11 protein-coding genes and 1 pseudogene are annotated in these 15,627 nt (G+C 72.0%); 6 read left to right on the top strand and 6 right to left on the bottom strand.

Features of this window, described 5'->3' with window-relative positions:
* The first annotated feature begins 7 nt into the window (after positions 1-7).
* From JOC24_RS27415 to JOC24_RS27405, 3 genes are all read left to right on the top strand, one after another.
* Positions 8-706 (top strand): response regulator, encoded by a 699-nt coding sequence (locus tag JOC24_RS27415; protein WP_374104530.1) that lies wholly within the window; start codon positions 8-10, stop codon positions 704-706.
* Between the two features lie 126 nt (positions 707-832).
* A complete protein-coding gene (locus JOC24_RS27410; protein ID WP_205023081.1) occupies positions 833-2,407 on the top strand; it encodes an alkaline phosphatase D family protein in 1,575 nt (524 codons plus the stop codon).
* A 231-nt stretch (positions 2,408-2,638) separates the two neighbouring features.
* The gene (locus JOC24_RS27405; protein ID WP_205023080.1) at positions 2,639-3,655 is read left to right on the top strand and encodes a lytic polysaccharide monooxygenase auxiliary activity family 9 protein; all 1,017 of its coding nucleotides are present in this window, start codon (positions 2,639-2,641) and stop codon (positions 3,653-3,655) included.
* 48 nt (positions 3,656-3,703) lie between these two features.
* On the opposite strand, the gene JOC24_RS27400 is transcribed toward JOC24_RS27405, so the two are convergent.
* From JOC24_RS27400 to JOC24_RS27390, 3 genes are all read right to left on the bottom strand, one after another.
* Entirely contained in the window at positions 3,704-4,597 is an 894-nt protein-coding gene (locus JOC24_RS27400; protein WP_205023079.1) for an esterase/lipase family protein, read from the bottom strand.
* A gap of 239 nt (positions 4,598-4,836) precedes the next feature.
* The gene (locus JOC24_RS27395; RefSeq protein WP_205023078.1) at positions 4,837-5,835 is read right to left on the bottom strand and encodes a DNA polymerase Y family protein; all 999 of its coding nucleotides are present in this window, start codon (positions 5,833-5,835) and stop codon (positions 4,837-4,839) included.
* A complete protein-coding gene (locus JOC24_RS27390) occupies positions 5,832-9,296 on the bottom strand; it encodes a DNA polymerase III subunit alpha (protein ID WP_205023077.1) in 3,465 nt (1,154 codons plus the stop codon). Before JOC24_RS27390 ends, JOC24_RS27395 begins: the two co-directional genes overlap by 4 nt.
* A gap of 153 nt (positions 9,297-9,449) precedes the next feature.
* On the opposite strand from JOC24_RS27390, the gene JOC24_RS27385 reads away from it, so the two are divergent.
* Positions 9,450-10,514: a DUF3533 domain-containing protein gene (locus tag JOC24_RS27385; protein ID WP_205023076.1), complete on the top strand. Its 1,065-nt coding sequence runs from the start codon at positions 9,450-9,452 to the stop codon at positions 10,512-10,514.
* Positions 10,515-10,523: 9 nt separating this feature from the next.
* Here the strand turns inward: JOC24_RS27385 and JOC24_RS27380 are convergent.
* Positions 10,524-11,698: pseudogene (locus JOC24_RS27380) on the bottom strand (macrolide family glycosyltransferase).
* A 469-nt stretch (positions 11,699-12,167) separates the two neighbouring features.
* Between JOC24_RS27380 and JOC24_RS27375 the strand changes: the two are divergent.
* Complete coding sequence (locus JOC24_RS27375; protein ID WP_205023075.1) at positions 12,168-12,665, top strand: phospholipase; 498 nt, start codon at positions 12,168-12,170, stop codon at positions 12,663-12,665.
* 205 nt (positions 12,666-12,870) lie between these two features.
* Here JOC24_RS27375 and JOC24_RS27370 read toward each other — a convergent pair whose 3' ends face one another.
* Both JOC24_RS27370 and JOC24_RS27365 read right to left on the bottom strand, forming a co-directional pair.
* Positions 12,871-13,491: a hypothetical protein gene (locus tag JOC24_RS27370; protein WP_307792767.1), complete on the bottom strand. Its 621-nt coding sequence runs from the start codon at positions 13,489-13,491 to the stop codon at positions 12,871-12,873.
* A 171-nt stretch (positions 13,492-13,662) separates the two neighbouring features.
* A complete protein-coding gene (locus tag JOC24_RS27365) occupies positions 13,663-14,130 on the bottom strand; it encodes a MarR family winged helix-turn-helix transcriptional regulator (RefSeq protein ID WP_205023074.1) in 468 nt (155 codons plus the stop codon).
* Positions 14,131-14,233: 103 nt separating this feature from the next.
* Between JOC24_RS27365 and JOC24_RS27360 the strand changes: the two genes are divergently transcribed.
* A complete protein-coding gene (locus JOC24_RS27360; protein WP_205023073.1) occupies positions 14,234-15,448 on the top strand; it encodes an amidohydrolase family protein in 1,215 nt (404 codons plus the stop codon).
* The last annotated feature ends 179 nt before the right edge of the window (positions 15,449-15,627 follow it).

The following is a 15,627-nucleotide window of genomic DNA, read 5'->3' as shown; positions in this document are numbered from 1 at the left end:
TGTCGGCGTGACGAAAGTGCTGGTGGTGGACGACGACTTCATGGTCGCGAAGCTGCACAGCCGGTATGTGTCCGCTTTGGTCGGCTTTACGGTCGTCGGGGTGGCCCACACGGGCGCGGAGGCCCTGCGCGCGGCCCGCCGGCTCCGCCCCGACCTGGTCCTGCTCGACATCTTCCTTCCCGACATGGACGGGATCCAGGTGCTTCGGGAGCTGCGCGCGGCGGAGGAGCGGGAGGGGGACACCCACAGCGCGGACGCGCTGTTCATCACGGCGGCGCGCGACGCCGGGGTGGTCAGGGCGGCCCTGCGGGCGGGCGCCCTGCACTACTTGATCAAACCGTTCCACCGCTCGGCCCTGCAGGAGCAACTGCAGCACGTGGCCTCGCTGCGCAACCGTCTGGACGCCCTGGACGAGGCCCACCGGGAAGCCCGGCAGGAGGACGTGGACCGCATTTTCGGTACCCGCCCACCGGGCTCCCGCGAACTCCCCAAGGGCCTGGCGGCCCACACCGCCGATCTGGTCGAACGCGTCCTGCGCGAGCATCCGGCGGGGCTGTCGGCGTCCGAGTGCGCCGAGGCGGGCGCACTGTCACGGGTCAGCGCGCGCCGCTACCTCGAGTACTTCGCGGAGACGGGCCGGGCCGAGGTGTCCCTCCGGTACGGCGGGACCGGCCGGCCGGAGCGCCGCTACCGCGCGGTGTCCTGAGCCCTCCGGGCCGCACAGCCGCCTTGTTCACGTATCGCTCGGCCTTCGGCCATGCGTTGCGCGTGAGCATGACACCCATACCCGGCAGCGTGTCCGAGGTTGACGCCGATCGACCGAGGAGGACCCGTGGTCTCGCATTCCGTGTCCCGCAGGCAGATGTTCGGATTCGGCGGAGGAGCGGCCGCCGCACTGATGCTCGGGACGGGGGCGTGGGAGGCGCAGTCCGCGTTCGCCGCGCCCGCCCTGAAGGGTGACCCGTTCACCCTGGGTGTCGCCTCGGGCGACCCGACGTCGGACGGCGTCGTGCTCTGGACGCGCCTGGCTCCCGACCCCTTCGCCCAGGATGGCCATGGCGGCATGCCGGCGAAGCCCGTCCGGGTCCACTACGAGGTGGCGCTCGACGAACGGTTCCGCCGGGTCGTACGCCGCGGCAGTGTCGTGGCGACTCCGGAACTGGCGCACTCCGTCCACCCCGAGGTGCACGGGCTGGCCCCCGACCGCACGTACTGGTTCCGCTTCAAGGCAGGTTCCGCGGTCTCCCCCGTGGGACGTACGCGCACCACCCCGGCGCCCTGGGCCTCCCCGCGCGAGCTGAAGTTCGCCTTCGCCTCCTGCCAGGCCTGGCAGGACGGCTACTTCACCGCGTACCACCACATGGCCCAGGAGGACCTGGACCTGGTGGTGCACCTCGGTGACTACCTGTACGAGTCCGGCGTCAGGACGAACAAGCGCGGCGTGAGCACCGACCCCAGGTTCCACACCGAGACACTCGACCTCGCCCGCTACCGCCTCCAGTACGGTCTCTACAAGTCCGAGGCCCCGCTGCGCGAGGCGCACGCCAACTTCCCGTGGATCATGACGTTCGACGACCACGAGGTGGAGAACAACTGGGCGGACCAGACCTCCGAGAACGACGAGGACCCGAAGACCTTCCTGCTGCGCCGCGCCGCCGCCTTCCAGGCCCTGTACGAGCACGCGCCACTGCGCCGCACCCAGTTGCCGAAGGGCCCCGACGTACAGATGTACCGCAGGCTCTCCTACGGCCGGCTCGCCGACTTCACGATGCTCGACACCCGTCAGTACCGCGACGACCAGGCGTGCGGCGACGGCGCCTCCGCCGACTGCGCGGACCGCTTCGACACGGACCGCTCCCTGCTCGGGTCCCGCCAGCGGGACTGGGTCCTCAAGGGCTTCAGCCGCTCGCGGTCCCGCTGGCAGATCCTCGGCAACCAGGCCCCGATGGGCCAGACCGACCAGGACCCGGGTCCGGCCACGAAGGTCTGGATGGACCCGTGGGACGGCTACGTCGCCGAGCGCAACCGGCTGCTCGCCGAGGCGGACACCCGCGGGGTGCGCAATCTGGTCGTCATCACGGGCGACCGCCACCAGAACTACGCCTGGGACCTCAAGCGCGACTACACCGACCCTGAATCGGCGACCGTCGGCTCGGAGTTCGTGGGCACCTCGATCACGAGCGGCGGCGACGGCGCCGACATGACGGCCCAGGGCGAGACGTTCCTCGCGGCGAACCCGCACATGAAGTTCTTCAACAACCAGCGTGGCTACGTACGCGTCACGGTGGACCGCGACCGCTGGACGAGCGACTTCCGCGTCCTGCCGTTCGTCACGAAGCCGGACGCCACGATCAGCACCCGCGCGAGCGTGGTCGTGGAGGACAGCACTCCGGGTGTCCAGATCTGACGGATCCGGTCGGTGGGACTGTACGGACAGATATCCGGTCGTCATGCCCGGATTGTCTGTCCGTAACTTCCCACCGACCCGTTTCCCTGAGCCCTCCCCTAACCACTCCTTAAGCGCGCCATAACGATCGTCACCTGGGGCTTCGCACGGCCGGATGCGGGTTCGGCGGCGGCTAGCTTGCTGATCACCAGACCTGGTCAACAGCCGTGCCGCCGAAGGAGAACCACCACCATGGCCGTCATCGCCACCACCCGCCGCAGGCTCGCCGGAGGCATCGTCGCGCTCGGCGTCGCGCCGCTCGCCCTGACCGGCCTCGCCGCCGTCCCGGCAGCCGCCCACGGTTCGCTGAGCGATCCGGTCAGCCGTGTCTCGGCCTGTTTCGCGGAGGGGCCGGAGAGCCCGCGGTCGGCGGCGTGCAAGGCGGCGGTGGCGGCGGGCGGGACCCAGGCTCTGTACGACTGGAACGGCGTGAACATCGCCCACGCGGCGGGCAAGCACCGTGATCTCATCCCGGACGGCAAGCTGTGCAGCGCGGGCAACGACAAGTTCAGGGGACTCGACCTGCCGCGCGCCGACTGGCCGTCCACCCCCATGGAGGCGGGCAGCCACACCTTCCGGTTCCGGGCGACCGCTCCGCACAGGGGCTCGTTCGAGCTGTACCTGACCAAGGCGGGCTACGACCCGGCGCAGCCGCTGAAGTGGTCGGACCTGCAGGAGAAGCCGTTCGCCACCGCCGCCGACCCGACCCTGGAGGACGGGTCGTACGTCTTCGACGGCACCGTGCCGCAGGCGTCGGGGCGGCAGTTGATCTACACGGTCTGGCAGCGGTCGGACTCCCCCGAGGCCTTCTACGCCTGCTCCGACGTGGTCTTCGGCGGTGAGAACGGCGGGAGCGCCGAGGCGGTTCCGGCACCGGCCGCCTCCGCTCCGTCCGAGGCGGAGATCGACGAGGGTACGGACAGGTCGTCCGTCGAGCACAACGGCCACGGGGACGACGACGCGGCGACCGGCGCGGAGGTCACCGAGGCGGCCCCGGCCGCCGGCGCCGGCGCGAACGCGCCGGAGGCGGACAACGTCACCGCATCGCCCGCGGACTCGGCCCCCGCGGACGAGGTCCTCGCCGAGACGGGTGGCGGCAGCAGCACCTCGTACCTCGCGATGGGCGGTGCCGCCGCGCTGGCCCTCGGCGCGAGCGCCCTGTTCGTCTCGGTGCGCCGCCGGTCCGCGGGCGGCGCTCACCGCGCCTGATCCGGTGACCCGCCCGGCCCCGGGGATCCCCGGGGCCGGGCGGTCCTGTCAGCCGACGGCCGAGGCGCAGGTGGTCGGGGTGGCGTGCGCCGGGTCGAGGGCGTTCACCACCTCGTGGAAGGCGACCCGGTCGATGGTGCCGATCGCGACGTGCTCGGACAGGTCGACCGGGCACAGGTCCTGGAGCAGGACGTTGCGTACGTTCGGCCCGCTCAGGTACTGCGTGCGGTACGGGGTCACGACCTCGTCGTACTTGGTCGCGATCACGGTGTAGCGGACGCCGGGCACGGTGTCGCCGCCGGCGTTGAGCTTGGTGATGAACGCGGACCCGGCGATCTGGTCGGCGAGACCCGGGGTGTTCGTCGTGAGGAGGTCCTCGATGCCGGGGAAGTACGGCAGCAGCCGGGTGAGGCCCAGGAGCGTGGTGCCGTGGTTGTCGGGGGCGATCCCGACGAGGGCGTTCACCTTGTCGGCTCCGCCGAGGAACTTCAGGTAGTAGTTGGGCATCATGCCGCCCTGGGAGTGGCCGACGAGGTCGGCCTTCGGGGCGCCGGTGGCGTCGAGCACCTTGTCGACGAACACGTCGAGCTGTCCGGCCGACTTGTCGATCGGGCCCAGTCCGTTGAAGACCGGCACTCCGGGGAGCTGCCCGTAGTCGAGCGAGAAGACGCAGTAGCCCCGGTTGACGAGGTACGGCGCGAGGACCAGCCAGTTGTCGATCGAGTTGCCGAAGGTCCCGTGGACGAGGACGACGGGGCGGGGGTGGGCCGCGGAGGGCTTGCAGGAGTAGTCGTTCCAGCCGCGGGAGGAGGCTGCGGCCTGCGTGGTGGCCGCGTTGGCGGTCGCCGTGGGGGCGGCGACGAGTGCGGTGACGGCGAGGATGAGTGCGGCGAGCGTTCGGCGTGCGCGTGGGGTGCGCGGGGCACGGGTCCAGGGCAGCATCGGGTGGTCTCCTTGCGGCTCAAGGGAGTTGCGATGTCGGTGCGCCCTGCGGTCCGGACCACAGCGAGTGACGTTTCTTAACGTGCTCATGCCAAGTTACGCATGGGTAAGGTCACGGGGGAAGTTACGCGTCGGTAAAAGATTCCCGCGCTCCGGGCTGCCGGCGCCCTGGACCCCGGCGCTCCCGATGCCCCGGACGGCGGGTCCCCCCTGACCGGCGGCGCACCCGGCGGCCCGCGTCAGGCCGCGAGCCGCCCCGGCTTCACGGCCTGCGGACCGAAGCGGGCCCGCAGCCGGTCGGACACCGCCTCGATGCGCCGCGCCCGTTCGTCCACCGGGTCGAAGGTGAGCTGGTGGGCGGCCCGTTCCGCGTCGTGGAGCCCTTCCGCCCGCAGTCCGATCCCCCGCACCCGCGCCCGCTGCAGGGCGAACGAGTCCTGGATCCGGTACGCGAGCGAGGTGAGCGCCGCCGAGTGGGCGGTGGGCTCCGGGAGCGTACGGCTGCGGGTCAGCGTGGCGTAACCGGTCCGGTCGGCGTAGCGCACGGAGACCGCGAGCGAGCGGCACACCTGTCCGTCGCCGCGCAGCCTGGCCCCCAGTTCCTCGGTGAGCGAGAGGAGCGCGCGGCGGTGCTGCTCCGGGTCCAGTTCGTCGCGGGGGAAGGAGCGTTCGGCGGCGATCGACCGGGCGGCGGCGTTCGGCACGACCCGCGTACGGTCGATGCCGTTGGCCCGCTCCCACAGCTCCCGCCCGGTCCGCACCCCGGTGATCCGCTGCAGGGTGGCGAGCGGTGCGGCGGCTATCCGGCCGATGGAGTCGAGCCCGTATCCGCACAGGGTGCGCGCGGTCGCCGCCCCGACGCCGTCGAGCGCGGCGGCGGGCTTGGACGCGAGGAAGCCTGCGTGCCCACCGGGGGGCACCACGAAGGTGGTTCCGGCCGCCGCCTGCCGTGCGGCCATCCTGGCCAGCATGGGGTTGGAGGCCGCCCCGATCGCGCAGTCCACGCCGTGCAGGGCGAGGGCGCGCACCCGGATCACGGAGGCCAGGCCCGCCGCGTCCTGCCCGAAGTAGCGCAGCGCGCCGCTGACGTCGGCCAGCGCGGCGCCGGGCGGGGCCGCCTCGACGACCGGGGTGAACGCCCCGAGGAGGGCGAGCAGTCCCTCGTAGCCCGCGCTGTCCGGAAGTCCGCCGCCGATCCGGCGGAACCGCAGGCACAGGACGGCCGGCTGCTCGTTCATCCCGCGCTCCCCTGGCTCTGGTGCCACAGCTTCCTCCCGGTGGGCGTCCCCTCGCCGGCCGGCTGGAGATCCGACCAGGGGTTCATCTCGTAGCCGGTCGGCAGTTGGATACGGCGGCCGTCGTCGGGGGTCTCCCCCTCCTCGTCGACGGGTACCTCCGCCAGCCGTGCCGCGACCGCGTCGAGACCGCCGGTACGCCGGAGTTCGGCCAGTTCCGCCAGGTTCCAGGCCGCCGCGCCGACCACGCTCATGCTGCGCGCGCCCCGCCGCTGGACCGTCCCGCGCACGAGCAGCAGCCACGAGTGGAAGACGGTGTGCGCGCAGGCGGCGTGGCTGTCGTCGAAGAAGGCGAGATCGACCAGTCCCGTCCCGTCGTCCAGGGTGGTGAAGACGACCCGGCGCCCGGACCGGATCGGCGGGGTCTGGGTGGCCACCTTGGCGCCCGCGACCAGCACCGTCTCCCCGTGTCCGGCCTCCCTCAGCCGCTTGGCGGAGACCGCGCCCAGCTCCTCCAGGAAGGCGTGGTGATCACCCATCAGGTGGCGGGACACGTCCATGCTGAGAACGCCGAGCTCGGCGCTGAGGCGTTCGGCGTCGTTGAGGTCGGGCAGGCCGATGGTGCCGGTCCGGTGTCCGTCGCCGAGCGGGAGCTGGGCGCCGTTCCCCCTGGTCCCCGAACCCCGTTGGGCGCGGTGGAGTTCCGACAGGTGCAGGAGCAGGTCCCGGCGGTTGGCGCCGAAGGAGTCCAGCGCGCCGACCTGGGCCAGCCGTTCGGCGGCGGGCTTGCCGGGCCGGGCCCGCTGCCAGAAGTCCAGCAGCGAGGTGTAGGGCCGGCCGGCCTCGATCCGGGCGACCTCGGCCTCACTGATGCCGTGTACGTCCGAGAGCGCCAGCCTCAATCCCCATTTATCACCGTTGTCGCCAGACACCAGTTCGATCCGATGGGTGGCCGCAGACCGGTTCACGTCCAGCGGCAGCACCGGCACACCGCGCCGGCGTGCGTCCGCGAGCAGCAGCCGCTTCGGATACATCCCGGGGTCGTGCGTGAGCAGTCCCGCGTAGAAGGCCGCCGGGTGGTGCGCCTTGAGCCAGGCCGACTGGTACGTCGGCACGGCGAAGGCGACCGCGTGCGCCTTGCAGAAGCCGTAGCTCCCGAACGCCTCGATGATCTCCCAGGCGCGGGCGATCACCTCGGCGCCGTACTTCCTCCGCGCCGCCTGCTCTGCGAACCAGACCCTGATCCGGGCCTGCGACTCGGGGTCGGAGAGCCCGCGCCGCACCCGGTCGGCCTCGCCGCGTCCGCAGCCGGTCATGATGTTCACCATCTCGATGATCTGCTCGTGGAAGACGACCACCCCGTAGGTGTCGCGCAGCGCTCCTTCCAGGTCGGGGTGCGGATAGCGCACGGGCGCGCGGCCGTGCCTGGCCTCGATGAACGGCCGCACCATGTCGGCGGCGACCGGGCCCGGCCGGAACAGCGAGATGTCGACCACCAGGTCGTGGAAGGTGGCGGGCTGGAGCCTGCCGACCAGGTCGCGCTGTCCCGGCGACTCGATCTGGAAGCAGCCGAGCGTCTCGGCGCTCTTGATCAGCCGGTACGTCTCCGGGTCGCCCTGCGGCACGGCGTCCAGGTCGATCTCCCGCCCCGAGGCCCGCTTCACCTCGGTCACCGCGTGCGCCATCGCCGACTGCATCCGCACGCCGAGCACGTCGAGCTTGAGCAGCCCGAGGTGTTCCACGTCGTCCTTGTCGAACTGGGACATGGGGAAACCCTCGCCGCTGGTGGGCACGACCGGGGTGCGCCGCAGCAGCGAGTCGTCCGAGAGGAGCACCCCGCACGGGTGCATGGCGATGCCGCGCGGCAGGGCGTCCAGCGACTCCACCAGGTCCCAGAGCCGGCCGTGCTTCTCCTTCTGCCCTGCCACGGCGCGCAGTTCGGGGAGCTCCTCCATCGCGGCGCGGGCGTCCCTGGCCCGGATGTGCGGGAAGGCCTTGGCCAGCCGGTCGGTCTCGGCCGGGTCCATGGAGAGCGCGGCGCCGACGTCGCGGATGGCGTGGCGCACCCGGTAGGTCTCGGGCATGGAGACGGTCGCGACCCGCTCGGCGCCGAAGCGCCCGATGATCGCGCGGTAGACGTCCAGGCGGCGGGCCGACTCGACGTCGATGTCGATGTCGGGCAGCACGAAACGCCGCTCGGACAGGAAGCGCTCCATGAGCAGGCCGTGTTCGACCGGGTCGGCGTGGGCGATCCCGAGCAGGTGGTTGACCAGGGAGCCGGCCCCGGAGCCACGCGCGGCGACCCGTATGCCCATGCCCTTCACGTCGTCGACGACCCGGGCGACCGTCAGGAAGTAGGAGGCGAAGCCGTGGTGGGCGATGATGTCCAGCTCGCGGTGCATCCGCTCCCAGTAGTCGCGTCTGCGGTCGTAGCCGTGCCGCACCATGCCCGCAGCGGCGCGGGAGGCCAGCACCCGCTGGGCGGTGCGCCGCCCGGCCCCGACGAGGTGCGGCTCGGGGAAGTGGACACTGCCGAGGCCCAGGTCGTCCGCCGGGTCGACGCGACAGGCGTCGGCGGTGCGCCGGGTCTCCGCGAGCAGCCGCTCCCCCGCGTCCTTGCCGAGCCCCGCGGCGGAGGCGATCCGCTCGGCGGTCTCCCGCATCGCACGGGCGTCCTTGAGCCAGCGCTCCCCGGTGTCGAGGGGGGAACGGCGCGGGTCGACGGGAACGAGCCGGCGGGCCGAGTCGAGTACGTCGGCGACGGGACCCTGCCCGGGGTCGGCGTACCGGACGGCGTTGGTGAGCACGGCCCGCACCCCTTGTTCGGCGGCGAAGCCGACGGTGCGGGCGGCGAGCCGCAGCGATCCGGGGCCGGTGCCCTCGCGGCCGTGGTGGACGGCTTCGAGGCGCAGGGCGTCGCCGTAGATCTCCCGCCAGGGGGCGAGCAGCACGGCGGCCCGGTCGGGCCGGCCCGCGGCGAGTGCGGCGCCCACCTCGGAGGCGGGGCCGAGCAGCACGGTGAGCCCTTCCGCGGGCAGCGCGGACCGGGCGAGCAGGGGCTGTCCGGTGTCCTGGGCGTCCGGAGCGTGGGCGGCGGTGACCAGGCGGCACAGTTCGGCCCAGCCAGGGGCGCCGTCCCGGGCGAGGAAGGTGACCCGGGGTGCAGATTCATCGACAAAGGCGCCGCCACGGACCGGCGTGCGCGGCCTGTGCGTACGCCCCTCGCCCGCCGCCCCTCCCGGCTCCTGCCGCGCGACCGCGAGCTCCGCCCCGAAGAGCGGCCGTATCCCGGCCTTCTCGCAGGCCCTGGCGAAGCGGACCGCACCCGCGAGGCTGTCGCGGTCGGTCAGCGCGAGGGCGTCCATCCCCCGCTCGACGGCACGCTCGGCCAGCCGCTCCGGGTGCGACGCCCCGTACCGCAGGGAGAACCCGGAGAAGGTATGCAGATGCGTGAACCCTGACATCCGCACCTCCTGGACCGATCCGTACTCACCCCCTCGCTCTCCACCATAGACCAAGTTTCGAACGTTCGTACGATAACCGGGGGCGCGGCCACTCCTCCGCCATTCGGCCCGCCCCCGCCTGCACGAACAGCGTCCTGCCCGGACCGTGGGGGCATGACTTTCGCTGACGAGGTGAAGAACGCCGTCACCGCACGCGCCGCCCTGCTGGTCATCGGCGTACTGGGACTGCAGCTGCTGTTCATCGCCTCCTACGTCGGCGCGCTGCACAGGCCGGACCCGACGGACGTCCCCTTCGGGGTCGTCGCCCCGCAGCAGGTGTCGGGGCAGCTCGTCACCCAGCTGGGGAACCTGCCCGGCGGCCCGCTCGACCCGCGCGCGGTCTCCGACGAGGCCGAGGCGCGCCGGCAGATCGAGAACCGCGACATCGACGGCGCCCTGATCGTCAGCCCCTCCGGGTCGACGGACACCGTGCTCGTCGCCTCCGGCGGCGGCACCGTGCTGGCCACCTCGCTGACAAAGATCATCAAGGAAGCGGAGGGGCCCCGGCAGCGCACGGTACGGGCCGTGGACGTGGCCCCCGCCTCCCCGGACGACTTCGACGGCCTCTCGTCGTTCTACCTGGTCGTGGGCTGGTGCGTCGGCGGCTACCTCTGCGCCTCGATCCTGGCGATCAGCGCGGGTACCAAGCCCGCCAACCGGCAGCGCGCGGTGATCCGCACCGGGGCCATGGCGCTGTACTCGATCGCGGGCGGCATCGGCGGCGCGGTCATCATCGGCCCGGTCCTAGGCGCGCTCCCGGGCAGCGTGTGGGCGCTGGCCGGGCTGGGCGCCCTGGTCGTGTTCTCGGTCGGAATGATCACACTCGCCCTGGAGGCGCTCACCGGCATCGTCGGCATCGGCCTGGCCGTCCTCATCATCGTGATCGCGGGCAACCCGAGCGCGGGCGGCGCCTTCCCGCTGCCGATGCTGCCGGACTTCTGGCGGGCCATCGGCCCCGCCCTGCCACCCGGCGCGGGCACCTGGACGGCCCGCTCGATCGCGTACTTCAAGGGCAACGCGGTGACCGGGCCCCTGCTGGTGCTCTCCGCCTGGGCGGTCGTCGGCACGGCGCTCACCCTGCTGCTGTCGATGCGTCGCCGGGAAGGGGACGGAACACGGCGGGCCGCCACTCCCGGGGGCACGGCAGCCTCCCCCGGGAACGGCTCGAGCCTCGCCTGAGACCGACGGTCAGCCCAGCATCTCCTCGACGAGATCAGCGGCCCGGGCGGTACCGCCCGCCGCCCGGACGTCGGCACGGAGCCGCGCCGAGCGCCGGGCGACCTCGGGGTCGGTGACGAGCTCGGTGAGCGCGGTGCGCAGCGCCACGGCGGTGGCGTCCGCCGTGTCGATGCGGCGGGCACGCCGAGCTCGACCAGCCGGTCCGCGTTCATGAACTGCTCGGCGCCCTGCGGGACGGCGATCATCGGGACACCGGTGTACAGCCCTTCACCGCTGCCGCCCATCCCCGCGTGGGTGACGAACGCGTCGGCCTGCTCCAGGATCGCCAGTTGGGGCACCCAGGAGTGCACCTCGACGTTGCCCGGGATGTCGCCCAAGGCGTCCGGGTCCGTGTATTTTCCGATCTGGAGCACGACGTGCCAGCCCGCCAGGTCGCCGTACGCGTCCAGGCACCGGCGGTAGAAGTCCGGCTGCTTGGTGTACGCCGAGCCCAGGGAGACCAGCAGCACGTTCTCCGCGCCGGCCGGCCGGGTCCAGGTGTCCCGGCCCGCGCGTGGGCCGAAGCAGGGGCCGACGAACGACACCGCGTCGCTGTCGACCCGGTCCGCGTGCGGCTGCATGGCCCTCGGGATCGTCGCCAGGGCCCTCGACGGCCGTCCGGAGAAGGCGTCGACGTCCGTGGTGGTCGCCCCGGACACGGCGAGCCACCGCGCGAACTTCGCCCGGTACACGTCGGCGCCGGGCAGCTTCCACAGCGCCGCCGCCACGTCCTCGGCGTAGCCGTCCCAGGCCACGAAGGTCGGGGAGAGCTGAAGGACCGGCCTGCCCTGCGACTCCGCGAGGGCGCGTGCCGCGTAGGCGCCGATGTCGTACAGGTAGAGGTCCGCCCTGTCCTGGTCGTAGGCGGCGCGCAGGTGCGGCAGTGCCTGGACGGCCTCGTCGAGGAAGAGGTCCATCGCGGCGATCGGCTCGGAGGGCCAGTCGTTGTCGGCGAACGGCAGGACGGATGGGTAGGGGACGAACTCGGCACCGGTGGCCGTGATCCGGTCCGCCATGGCGGGGTCGTCGGCATACGTCACCCGGTGGCCGCGGGCCACCAGCTCACGCAGGATCTCGAGGCTCGGCAGGACATGGCTGACGATCGGGATGCCGATCATCGCGATGTGGGCACGGCGACGGGACATGGAGGATCACTCGATTCAGGTATACGGCGAGAAGGACACACCGGACCGGCGCGCCGCCACCCGGGGCACGTCCTGCCGGGAGCGCGCACGGGTGCGCGGCACGGGAACGGGGACGCCGCCCCGTCCGGTGTCAGCCGTAGATCTGAAGGAAGTTCATGCGCAGGATTTTAACGGCACCCGGCCCACCACGCACGGGTTTTCCCCGGGGGCGGCACGGGGCCCGCGCCGTGCGACCGGCACCTCGGACCGGCACGCCACGGTCATCTACGGGGCCCTCCGGGTGAGACCTTCCGGCCGCCCACCACCCGAGGCGCGGCCGAACTCCGGGCGACCGAACGGCGACCAGCTGACGATCAACCGGCGAAGACGCTAGTAATGGCAGGTACATGACGTCATTCTGTGAGCAGCCTCGCGAGACCCGCGAGGAGTGCATCCAGCACAACCCCCTTTCATCCAACGGAGGTTGCTCATGCGTCGTAGATTCGCCGTCCCCCTCACCGCGGTTGCCATGTCGCTCCCGCTCGTCCTCGTACCTGCGGTCTCCGCTTCGGCGGCCCCCTCGGACAAGCCGCAGGTCCTCAGCTCCTGGACCCAGACGAGCGCCTCCAGCTACAACGCGTGGAACTCCGCCCGCAACAACCAGGGCGCTTGGTCCGCCTACGGCTTCAACTGGTCGACGGACTACTGCAGCACCTCCCCCGACAACCCGTTCGGCTTCCCCTTCCAGACGGCCTGCGCCCGCCACGACTTCGGCTACCGCAACTACAAGGCCGCCGGCACGTTCCCCGCGAACAAGTCCCGCATCGACTCCGCGTTCTACTCGGACCTCAAACGCGTGTGCGCCGCCTACACCGGCGCCAAACTGACCTCGTGCAACAGCACGGCATGGACGTACTACCACGCCGTGGACATCTTCGGCGTCGCACCGGCCAAGACGACCCCCGAGGGGCTCCCCCAGGCCGCCTGACCGTCTCACCCCGGGTCGGCCGACGGGCCTCGGGCATGACGGTCACGCCGTAGCCCAGCGTGTACGCCAGGGGCTGGGACCCCTGGCGCACACGGCCCCGCGGCCCCCGCCCGGGCGATGCGGGAAGAACCTCCCGGCGCTTCGAACCACCGGGCGGCCGGAGGGCCGGAGGGCCGACCCGCGCTCCGCCGCCCGCCCGGTCGGCTCAGTACGCCCCGAACGACCAGAAGACGCCGACCTCGTCATCGTTCACCGCGATCAGCCCCAGGTCGTCGAACAGGTCGAGGCCGTTGATGTACTCCCCCGTGAGGAAGAGACGGGATTCGGTCCCCCGCAGGCCCGCGGCGAGGAAGTCAGGGGCAGGGTCCGAGGCGGCGGCAGTGGCGTTGGTCCAGTAGCCCGCGGTGGGCCCGTACCGGTCGAGCAGGGTCCGCGCGTCGGCCAGGACGGCGTCCCGGTCCGGGCGGGAGCGGACCGGGGCGAACTCCGCCTGCCACTCCTCGGCCATGACGGCGAGCGCGGCGACCGCCGCCTCCGTCGCCAGAGGGTGCAGGCATCCGGGGAACTCCGAGGCGGCCGGCGGCTCGAAGGGGTAGGCGGGCACCTCGTGGCGGGCCGTGTTGTCACGGTCCCGGTCCAGCCCGGCCCACCCGCGGGGGTCGGGGACCGAGCGGCGCAGCACGGCGAGGACGTCGTGCGCCCAGTCCTCGTGGAGCCGGGGGCCGGCGGCCACGAAGTTGTAGGGGTCACCGAGCAGCCGGAGCACGGCCGCCTCCCACGAACCACGGCAATCGGGCGTCACGTTCAGCACCACAGGCGTCTCCAGGTGGACATCCGGCCGGACAGACACTCGTACGTTCTCCCCGGAACGCAGGTGCGCGCCGCGGCACCTGCCGATCCCGGCGCGATCCGCCGGCGGTCCGGATCCGTGGATCGCCCGTCGGAGCGATCGGCGCCCGGACCCCTGGCCGTGATTCGATATCGGGTCGTCACTCGTTCAGTCGCGGCTCGCGGCCTGTTTCCTGGACCATGCGGTGGCGTCGGTCCCGTATCGAGCCAGGAGGCGCGCGAACTGGATCCGCTCCTCCGGCGACCAGGCAGCGGTGATCTCCTGGAACGCTTTTCGCTGTTCAGCGGCGAAGCGGTTGCGTTCCGCCTCGCCGTACTCGGTGAGTTCGAGCACGGTGCGGCGCCCGTCGGACTGGGACGCCGCCCGGCGCAGCAGCCCTTCCCCCATACAGGCGGCGACGGTCCGGCTCGCCACCGGCTGGGCGACGCCCATCTCGGCAGCGAGGCCACCGACGGTCATCTCGCCCGGCGCGTCGGCGATCACATTGAGCACGAGGTTGCGGGAGAGGTCCTTGTTCGATGCCGGTGCGCGCCGTCGCAGACGTGACAGCGCCGGTCCGATCTGGTCCAGCGCCAGGTCGTCGGAATGCCGCTCGGAGAAAGACGCGCTGCTCATGCGACCGAGTCTAGGCCCGGTCCACACATTTGCATACCACTGGATAAGTACATAGCATCAGGTATGTAAAAATCGGACGAGTGAGGAAACGAGGCGGATCGCCATGGCGCTCACCGCGATCACCAACGCGCAGGTCTTCGACGGGGAGAAGACGGTCGGCGTGCAGACCGTGGTCATCGACGGCGGGAGGATCGCTCGTGTCGGTGGCGACGCTCCCCGGGACAGCGAGATCGTCGACGGCGGTGGCGCCACACTGCTGCCGGGACTCATCGACGCCCATGTCCACTCCGCTCCGGGCTCCCTGGCCCTCGCCCTGCGGTTCGGGGTGACGACCGAACTGGAGATGCAGGGGATGAACACCCGGGAGAACCGGGGATCCGTCACCGACGACGACACCCTGGCTGACGTGCGCTCTTCCGGTTTTGCCATCACACCGCCCGGTGGTCACCCGAGCGAGCTGATGCCCGAGGGCTTCCGGCCGAAGTGGGATCTCCCGCCGGTGATGCCGCTGATGCCGTTCTCCACCACTCCCGAGGAAGCGGCTGCGTTCGTGCCCCAGCTCCTCGCCCGGGGATCCGACTTCATCAAGTTCATGATCGACGACGGCAGCGTGGAGGGACACCCCGGGCTGCCCTCGCTCGACCAGGCCACCGTGACCGCCGGTGTGGCCGAAGCCAAGAAGTACGGCGCCCTCACCGTGGCCCACGCGCTGACCGTGGAGGCCACCAGGATGGCCGCCGAAGCCGGTGTCGACGGCGTCACCCACGTGTTCATGGACCAGCCGCACACCGCCGAGATCATCAGCCTCGTCAGGGACGCGGGCATGTTCGTCATTCCCTGCATCAGTCTCAATGCCTCGATGATGGGGAAGACCGGCAGCGAACTCGCCGACGACCCCCGGGTCGCCGCACGCCTCGACAGCAAGTGGGACCGGACCCTGCGGTCCAGCTACAACCGCTACCCCCAGGGCAAGCTCGACGACGTGTACGACACCGTGCGCGCCCTGGACGCGGCCGGCGTCGACGTGCTGGCCGGCACCGACGTCTCCATGCCCGAGACGTTCTTCGGGGGCCTGGCGCACGGGGCGAGCCTGCATCACGAACTGCAGTACCTCGTGGCGGCCGGCCTCACGCCCGCACGGGCCCTGCGCGCGGCCACGGCGACCACAGCCCGCCGCTTCCGCCTCGGCGACCGGGGCCGCATCGCCGAGGGGCTCCGCGCCGACCTTCTGCTGGTCGACGGCGACCCGATCAGCAACATCGGCGACACCCTCAACACCCGCGCCATCTGGCGCCGCGGCGCCCGCCTGGCGGCATGACCCCAGCGCCTTCCGCGCGGTGTCACAGTGGGAAGCGACCTGGGTGACGAGGGTCGAGGAGCATACCGGGGCCGCCCGACCGCTTGTCCACCGGTGCCGTCCCCCACTGTGCACGCACGGCCGACCCGCCCGGGGCAGCGTCGAGCTGTTGTCGTACCGAGTACACTCGCCCGGTTTCC

Source organism: Streptomyces sp. HB132, from assembly GCF_016909575.1.
In the GTDB taxonomy this organism is placed as follows: Bacteria; Actinomycetota; Actinomycetes; order Streptomycetales; family Streptomycetaceae; genus Streptomyces.
The sequence above is the reverse complement of the archived record's forward strand: the minus strand, read 5'-3'. Positions and strand labels throughout refer to the sequence as shown.